This is a genomic window from Nocardioides pocheonensis, from assembly GCF_003725535.1.
In the GTDB taxonomy this organism is placed as follows: domain Bacteria; phylum Actinomycetota; class Actinomycetes; order Propionibacteriales; family Nocardioidaceae; genus Marmoricola; species Marmoricola pocheonensis.
The window spans coordinates 195,532-203,366 of sequence record NZ_RJSF01000040.1; the positions used below are offsets into that span (position 1 = coordinate 195,532).

Annotated in this window: 9 protein-coding genes; 2 read left to right on the forward strand and 7 right to left on the reverse strand. The window is 70.7% G+C overall.

Annotation, left to right across the window (positions count from 1 at the left end; genetic code table 11):
• Positions 1-7 precede the first annotated feature (7 nt).
• Positions 8-952: a helix-turn-helix transcriptional regulator gene (locus EFL26_RS11800; RefSeq protein WP_123223079.1), complete on the reverse strand. Its 945-nt coding sequence runs from the start codon at positions 950-952 to the stop codon at positions 8-10.
• A gap of 61 nt (positions 953-1,013) precedes the next feature.
• Between EFL26_RS11800 and EFL26_RS11805 the strand changes: the two genes are divergently transcribed.
• Positions 1,014-2,033, forward strand: a complete 1,020-nt coding sequence (locus EFL26_RS11805) for an ATP-binding cassette domain-containing protein (protein WP_183408159.1) — start codon at positions 1,014-1,016, stop codon at positions 2,031-2,033.
• Positions 2,030-2,848 (forward strand): ABC transporter permease, encoded by an 819-nt coding sequence (locus tag EFL26_RS11810; protein WP_123223080.1) that lies wholly within the window; start codon positions 2,030-2,032, stop codon positions 2,846-2,848. The genes EFL26_RS11805 and EFL26_RS11810 overlap by 4 nt, the downstream gene beginning before the upstream one ends.
• Positions 2,849-2,950: 102 nt before the next feature.
• On the opposite strand, the gene EFL26_RS24220 is transcribed toward EFL26_RS11810, so the two are convergent.
• The 6 genes from EFL26_RS24220 to narH form a co-directional block, all read right to left on the reverse strand.
• Positions 2,951-3,583, reverse strand: a complete 633-nt coding sequence (locus EFL26_RS24220; RefSeq protein WP_183408160.1) for a hypothetical protein — start codon at positions 3,581-3,583, stop codon at positions 2,951-2,953.
• A gap of 102 nt (positions 3,584-3,685) precedes the next feature.
• Positions 3,686-3,826 (reverse strand): hypothetical protein, encoded by a 141-nt coding sequence (locus tag EFL26_RS24225; protein ID WP_183408161.1) that lies wholly within the window; start codon positions 3,824-3,826, stop codon positions 3,686-3,688.
• A gap of 68 nt (positions 3,827-3,894) precedes the next feature.
• Positions 3,895-4,392, reverse strand: coding sequence for a hemerythrin domain-containing protein (locus tag EFL26_RS11820; RefSeq protein WP_123223081.1), 498 nt, complete (start codon positions 4,390-4,392; stop codon positions 3,895-3,897).
• 25 nt (positions 4,393-4,417) lie between these two features.
• Positions 4,418-5,161, reverse strand: a complete 744-nt coding sequence (gene narI, locus EFL26_RS11825) for a respiratory nitrate reductase subunit gamma (RefSeq protein WP_123223082.1) — start codon at positions 5,159-5,161, stop codon at positions 4,418-4,420.
• Positions 5,158-5,874 (reverse strand): nitrate reductase molybdenum cofactor assembly chaperone, encoded by a 717-nt coding sequence (gene narJ / locus EFL26_RS11830; protein WP_123223083.1) that lies wholly within the window; start codon positions 5,872-5,874, stop codon positions 5,158-5,160. The genes narI and narJ overlap by 4 nt, the downstream gene beginning before the upstream one ends.
• Positions 5,871-7,664 (reverse strand): nitrate reductase subunit beta, encoded by a 1,794-nt coding sequence (narH, locus tag EFL26_RS11835; protein WP_123223084.1) that lies wholly within the window; start codon positions 7,662-7,664, stop codon positions 5,871-5,873. Before narH ends, narJ begins: the two co-directional genes overlap by 4 nt.
• Between the last annotated feature and the right edge of the window lie 171 nt (positions 7,665-7,835).

Sequence of the window (7,835 nt, forward strand, 5' to 3'; positions counted from 1 at the left end):
TCGAAGCTCACGACGTTGCGGCAGAGAACCGTCTGCTGACGCTCGCGACCTGGGCGCGGAGCTCCTCGGGGCTCTCCACCTCGAAGTCGGCGTCGAGCGTGGCGAGCACGGCCAGCGGCCAGAAGAGGTCGTCGGTCGGCATGGTCATCGTCGTGCCGTCGGCCGTCTCGCTCAGCTCGGCCCACCTGCCGACCACCGCGGCGACGTCGGCGAGGGGTGCGCGCACGAGCACCTTGACGTCGTACCGGCGGGGGATCTGCTTCATGCCGGCGCGGACGAACTCCAGGGCGTCGGCCGCGGGCAGGGCGTGTCCGGTGAACCGGCGGCCGGTGAGCGTCACGGCGCTGATCCGGTCGACCCGGAACGTGCGCCAGTCGTCGCGCCGGCGGTCGTAGGCGACGAGGTACCAGCGCTGGCCGAGGCTCACCAGGCGGTGCGGCTCCACCTGCCGGGTCTCGGAGGCCGCCTCGCGCGTGGTGTAGCCGAACTCGACGATCTCGTCGTCGCGGCACCCCTGGGCGAGCGTGGTCAGCACCGACGCGTCGATGGTCGGCCCCCGCAGGGGCGCCGGCACGGTCTGCTCGGCCAGGGCGTCCATGCGCCGCCGCAGTCGCGGCGGCATCAGCGCGAGCACCTTGGTCAGGGACTGCACGGCCGTCTCCTCCAGGCCCTGGACCGCGCCTGAGGCGGCCGTGCGCAGCCCGACGGCGATCGCGACCGCTTCTTCGTCGGTGAGGAGCAGGGGAGGAAGGCTGCCGCCTGCGCGCAGCTGGTAGCCCCCGGCGACACCCCGCACCGCGTCGACCGGGTAGCCGAGGTCGCGGACGCGCTCGATGTCGCGGCGCAGCGTGCGCTCGGAGACCTCGAGCCGGTCGGCGAGCTCCGGCCCGGACCAGTAGCGGTGGGTCTGGAGCAGCGACAACAGCTGCAGCATGCGGGCACCGGTGCTCATGTCCTCAGATTAGATCCGATAGCGGACAGAACCTGTCCGCTATCGCTGGTCGACTGGGGTCATGAACACGACAGACCCCGTGATCGTCACCGAGGCATTGACCCGGACGTTCACCTCACGCAAGCAGACGGTCGAGGCGGTCCGCGGCCTCGACCTGGAGATCCGACGCGGCGAGCTGGTGGCCCTGCTCGGTCCGAACGGCGCCGGCAAGTCCACGACCCTCCGGATGCTCACCACCCTGCTCGCGCCGACCTCGGGCGGGGCCCGGGTGGCGGGCTTCGACGTCGTCGACGCACAGGCCGCCGTGCGCGGCGCGATCGGGTACGTCGGCCAGGGCAACGGTGCCGGGCACCAGCAGCACGGGCGCGACGAGCTGGTCAGCCAGGGCCGGGCGCACGGGCTCTCCCGCCGGGACGCGCGAGCGCGGGCGGACGAGCTGATCGCGGACCTCGGTCTCGCCTCCGTCTCCGACCGCAAGGTCGCGACGCTCTCGGGAGGCCAGCGCCGCCGGCTCGACATCGCGATGGGCCTCGTCCACCGTCCCGAGGTGCTGTTCCTCGACGAGCCGTCGACCGGTCTCGACCCGCAGAACCGGGCGAACCTGCAGGCGCAGGTCGAGCGGCTGCACGCCGAGACGGGCAACACGATCGTGCTGACCACGCACTACCTCGAGGAGGCCGATGCCCTCGCCGAGCGGGTCGTGGTGATCGACCACGGCCGGGTGATCGCCGACGACTCGGCGTACCGGCTGAAGTCGGGTCTGGGCGACCGGATCACGCTCGCGTTCGCCGACGTGTCCGGGGCCGAGGTCGCGGCGACGAGGGCGGCACGACTGCCGGGCGCGGACGTGACCCGGGACGGATCCCGGGTCGTCGCGCGGATCGCGCACGGCAACGAGCTGGTCGGCGCGCTGGTCCACGACCTGCACGGGGCCGGTCATGCGCCGGTGGGCATCGAGGTCGCCCGACCGACGCTCGACGACGTGTTCCTCGAGCTCACCGGCCGCAGCCTCCGCGAGGCCAACGAGTCACCGACAGCGCAGGACGAGAACGACGACTCCCGGGAAGGAGCAGCAGCATGAGCACGATCGTCTCCGCAGGATCGACCGCCCGCACGGAGAGGCCCGCCCCTCCGTCCACGGCCCGCCGAGCTGCCCTCGGCAGGATCGCCGCCGACACGATCAACGTGATGAGCCGCGAGCTGCGGCCGGTGTGGCACGAGCCGGCGTCCGTGCTGTTCGCGATGGTCCAGCCGCTCGTCTTCCTCGGGCTCTTCGCCCCGCTGCTGCCCGACTCCCACGGGAGCGCGCTGCAGTGGTTCGTCCCCGGCATCGTCGCGATGACCTGCCTGATGGGAGCGTCGTTCACCGGTGCGGGGCTGATGGACGAGATGGTGACCGGGTCGCACGAGCGGATGCTGGTCTCCCCGCTGAGCCGGTCCTCGCTGCTGCTCGGCCGGGCCTTCAAGGAGACCGTGCCGATGCTGATGCAGACTGCGATCATCCTGGCGGTTGCGACACCGTTCAGCTTCGACCTGCACCCGGTCGGTGTGCTCGTGGGCGTCGCGATGCTGGCGCTGTTCAGCATCGGGGTGGCCTCGATGTCCTACGCCCTGGGGCTGGCTTCCGACGGCCAGCCGTGGCTCTTCTGGACCGTCCAGCAGACCGTGATCTTCCCGCTGCTCCTGCTCGCCGGCGTCCTACTCCCGCTGGACGGAGGTCCCGGCTGGCTGCGGTGGCTGTCCGACCTGAACCCGCTGAAGTACGTCGTGCAGGCGGTGCGTGAGCTCTTCGCGGGCAGCTGGCACGCGGACGTGATCGCGCAAGGCTTCGCCGGCGGGCTGGTGATCGCGGCCCTGGGGCTGTGGATCGGTGTCCGCGGGATGCAGCGGTCCTGAGACCGGAGTCGGGCCTGCAGTGCCACGGACGGCCGAGGGCGAGGGGAAGATCTCCCCGCCGCCCGCGGCCGTCCGTGCCGTTCTGCTCCTGCCTGATGTCAGTCAGACGGTGAGCCTCCCGAGAGCTCCGAGGATCTGGTTCAGCAACGTGTTCAGCTGTCCCAGGAGTCCGGACAGCGTGCCGCCCGGGTCGAGCAGGCCGGCCACCGCGCAGAGCAGGTTGCCGAGCAGCTGCCCGGAGCCCGGCTGAGCCGTGATGTCGAGCACGACCCGGTCAAGGTGAACCTTCAGCCCGAGGATGTTCAGGTCCAGCGGGCCGAGCACCAGGTGCAGGATGTCGCAGGTGCCCGCGACTGGCAGAGCCCGCGTCGCACCGGAGGCCGAGATGTTGTTGATCGAGTAGACCGGGATCAGGACGTGCCGCTTGGTGAAGTGCAGATCCTTGCCGGGTCGCACGATCTTGCCCACGATCTTGCCCTTCGCGTACAAGGTGTTGCCCGAGGTCTGGAACGAGCGCGGGACGAACACCCCGCGCACCTTCTTGCCCGATGCCGTGTGGCCGTAGACGTAGGACAGGACCGTGACGTTGGGGGCCGAGTCGTGCAGCTTGTGGGCGTTGACGTGCGTGGCAGAGGCCGTGTTCGCCACGAGGCCGAACATGGACATGCTGAGCGCGAGTACGACGGCGACGAGCCCGATGCGCCCGAGCCGCCTTTCTGCTCCCTTGGATGACATTTCGAATTTCCTCCCCTCCTGGGGAAGATCCCCAGGTCGTGTGCCCTTACCCCTGGGACCTGGGAGGAAACTCTGCGGGGCCGGATGGCGCCTGCAGGCGGGTCAGCCTCGGCCGGCCGGCAGGTCGCAGACGCGCTCCGCGAGCGGGGCGCCGTCGCAGCAGTTGGCCTTCATGTGGCAGTGCGGGCAGAGCCAGCGCGTGGCGATCGGGTCGAAGGGCTTTCCGCAGTAGTCGCACGGCACGCTCCGGAGCGTACGCCGCGGCGAGGCGCCAGTCCGGGCGCGACACCCGCGGCGCCGGGGGACGCCGCTCAGCCCGTGTGGCCGGGCCCGGCCGCGCGGCCGGGTCGCTCGGACAGGAAGCTCGGCTGGGCGCTGTGCACCGAGGTCACGACGTCCCACCCGGCGGCGCCGAGCGTGACGACGCTGACCGGGAAGATGCCGAGGTCCTCCTTGTCGATGTGGTCCGACAGGTGCCGGAACATCGCGTCCACCTTCACCCTGAGCTCCGGGTCGTGCGGGTCGAGGGCCGCAAGGCCCGCGTGGAAGTCGTCGTGCTCCTGCTCCAGCTCGGAGACCTCGTCGAGGAACTCGCCCGTGGCGCGGAGAGCCGTGAACACGCCCTCCTCCTCGCGCCGCACGTGCCGGTCGAGCAGCTCGCTGAGCCGCCGGAGGTGCGTGACCGCGCTCTCGTGGTCGCGGTGGCGCAGCGCGATCTCGACGTCGGAGGCGACGTCGAGCAGGGCCATGTGCTCGTCCATCAGCTCGGCCAGCGGCTCGATCTGGCGGCAGCCGCAGTACTCGCACATCAGCGCGGCTCCGTCGGCACGGCGGTCACACGTCGACCTTCTCCCAGCCTCGGCGGGGCGGCCGCGAACCGGCAGGGGAGGCGTCGCGGGTGCGGTAGACGATGTAGGGGCGGGTCAGGTAGCCGACGGGTGCGCTGAAGACGTGCACCAGCCGGGTGAACGGCCACAGGGCGAACAGTGCGCAGGCGCCGAGCGCGTGCAGCTGGAAGCCGAGCGGCGCGCCGGCCATCGCGTCGACGTCCGGACGGAGCTCGAAGATGCTGCGGAACCACAGGGAGACGCCTTCGCGGTAGTTGTAGGCGTCTCCGTCCACGCCGCCGAGCCCGAACAGGCTCGAGGCGATCGTGTTCCACATGCCCAGGACGATCACGGTGCCCAGGACGGCGTACATCACCTTGTCCATCGGCGTGGTGGCCGAGAACACCGGCCCGGTGGTGCGCCGCCGGTAGATCAGGATCGCCATGCCGACCACGGTGAGCACGCCGGAGGCGATGCCGCCGACGAGGGCGACCCAGTGGTACGCCGTCTCGCTGATCCCGAGCGCGTCGGTCCACGACTCCGGGATCACCAGCCCGATGATGTGGCCCGCCACGACGCCGAGGATGCCGAAGTGGAACAGCGGGCTGCCCAGCCGGAGCAGGCGCGACTCGTAGAGCTGCGAGGACCGGGTGGTCCACCCGAACTTGTCGAAGCGGTAGCGCCACCAGTGACCGAGCACGAAGGTCACCAGGCAGACGTAGGGCACGATCACCCACAGCAGGGTCTTCATCGCCAGCTCCCGGTGGTTGAGCCTGCCGAAACCCCGGTGGCGTCCACCGAGTCCTCCAGGCGGGCGTCGAAGGCGGGCGTCCCGTACGGCGTCAGGCCGACCTCCTCGGCCGGCGGTCCCTCGGCGGCGAGCCGGGCGACCAGGTCGCGATCGTCGCCCTTGATCGGCGGCAGGGTCGCGCACACCGCCTCGAGGGCGCCCGCCCACCCGGAACCGCCGTCGCGCAGGGACATCCGGAGCAGCTCCAGGCTGGCCCGATGGTCCAGGAGCAGCCGCCAGCCGAGGGCCTGGTCGACCGTCGCGGCGTACTCGAGCACGACGCAGAGGTGGTCGGGGAGCTCCTCGCCGTGCGCCGGGTCGGCGTCCATCACGAACCCCGAGCGCAGGTAGGTCTGCTTGAACCGCAGCAGCGCGAGTCCGCGCTTGCGGGTGTCGCCGTGCAGGAAGTAGGTCAGGAAGAGGTTGCAGCGCCGCCGGCTGTCGAAGGTCTCGACGTAGTCGACCTGGAGCTCGGCAAGCGGCGTCCGCTCGAGGTGGTCGACCACCGACGCCAGCGGGTCGCGGAGGTGCTCGGGCAGACCGGGCAGGGCTGCCCGGACCGGCGCGATCAGAGCGGGCAACCGCTCGTCGGGATAGCCGAGGAGCAGCGAGGCCGACTGCCAGACCGTGGTCAGGACCGGGGCCGGAAGGCGGGGATCGGGATGGCGGCTCACTTGGGGTCCGCCCCTCCGGTCGATCCTTCGCCGCTGGTGGTCGATCCTTCGCCGCCGGTGGTTGAGCCTTCGCCGCTGGTGGTTGAGCCTTCGCCACTGGTGGTTGAGCCTGCCGAAACCCCGGCGTCGGGCGGCGGCGGGAACAGGCCCTGGGGGGTGCCCTTGCCGTCCCAGTTGAGCAGGTTGACCCGCGCACCCTTGTCGCCCGGCGAGGCCATCGTGTCGGAGGTCTGCCGGTTGGCGAGCATCTGGAAGTTCTCCACGGCGATCGGGACGTTCGGGCCCGAGCCCTCGCCGAAGAGGCCGGCACCGCCCATGCCGGGGCCGCCCTCGTAGTCGAGTGCGCACTCGGTGGCGAGCTCCTCGAGCGAGTGCGCCTGCTCGGCGTGGGCCGGCGGGATCACGTAGCGCTCGTCGTACTTGGCGAGCGCGAGCAGGCGGTACATGTCGTACATCTGCTCCTCGGTCATGCCCACACCTTCGGGGATCGAGGCATCGGCGTCGCGCCCCAGGTTGATGTCGCGCATGTAGGAGCGCATCGCGGCCAGCTTGCGCAGCACGGCGTCGACGGGGGCGACGTCACCGGCGGTGAACAGCTCGGCGAGGTACTCCACCGGGATCCGGAGCGCGTCGATCGCGGCGAAGAGGTTGCGCTGGTCCTCGGCGTCCTCCCCGGTCTCGGCGACCGCGTCGACCACGGGGGAGAGCGGTGGGATGTACCAGACCATCGGCATCGTGCGGTACTCCGGGTGCAGCGGGAGCGCCACCTTGAACGTGTTGATCAGTGCGTGGATCGGCGAGCGCTGCGCGGCGATCACCCAGTCGTGCGGGATGCCGGCGCGCTCGGCCTCGCGCACGACGTCGGGGTCGTTCGGGTCGAGGAAGACCGAGCGCTGCGCCTCGTAGAGGTCGTGGTCGTCCGGAGTCGACGCAGCCTCGAGCACCCGGTCGGCGTCGTACAGGACGAGGCCGATGTAGCGCAGCCGCCCGACGCAGGTCTCCGAGCACACGGTCGGGATGCCCACCTCGATGCGGGGGAAGCAGAACGTGCACTTCTCGGCCTTGCCGGTGCGGTGGTTGAAGTACACCTTCTTGTACGGGCATCCCGACACGCACATGCGCCAGCCGCGGCACCGGTCCTGGTCGACCAGCACGATCCCGTCCTCGGAGCGCTTGTAGATCGCGCCGCTCGGGCACGACGCCGCGCAGGAGGGGTTCAGGCAGTGCTCGCAGATCCGCGGCAGGTAGAACATGAAGGTCTCCTCGAAGGAGCGCTTCACCTTGGTCGCCGCGTTGTTCAGGCTCGCCTTCTGCAGGATCGGGTCGTGGGCGAAGGTCGCCTCGGAGCCGCCGAGGTTGTCGTCCCAGTTCGCCGACCACTTGATGGCCATGTCGTTGCCGCTGATCAGCGACTTCGGCCGGGCCACCGGGGTGTGCTCCTGGGCCGGGGCATCGGTGAGCGTGGCGTAGTCGTAGGTCCACGGCTCGTAGTAGTCGCTGATGCCGGGCATCTTCGGGTTCGAGAAGATCGTCAGCAGCTTGCGGAAGCGGCCGCCGGCCTTGAGCGCGAGCCGGCCGCGGCGGTTCAGCGTCCAGCCGCCCTGCCACTCCTCCTGGTCCTCGTAGCGGCGCGGGTAGCCCTGCCCGGGCCGGGTCTCGACGTTGTTGAACCAGACGTACTCCGTGCCGGCGCGGTTGGTCCACGCCTGCTTGCAGGTGACCGAGCAGGTGTGGCAACCGATGCACTTGTCGAGGTTCATCACCATCGCCATCTGGGCCATGACCTTCATCAGTGGACCTCCCCGCCGCCAGCGGTTTCGAGGCTCGTCGCTGGCGCTCCTCGCACCTCAACCACCTGGGGTGGTTGAGGTGCCGAGCCCCTGGGCGAGGCCTCGAAACCTGGTGCGCCTCGGCCCTGAGCCTGGGGTGGTTGAGGTGCCGAGCCCCTGGGCGAGGCCTCG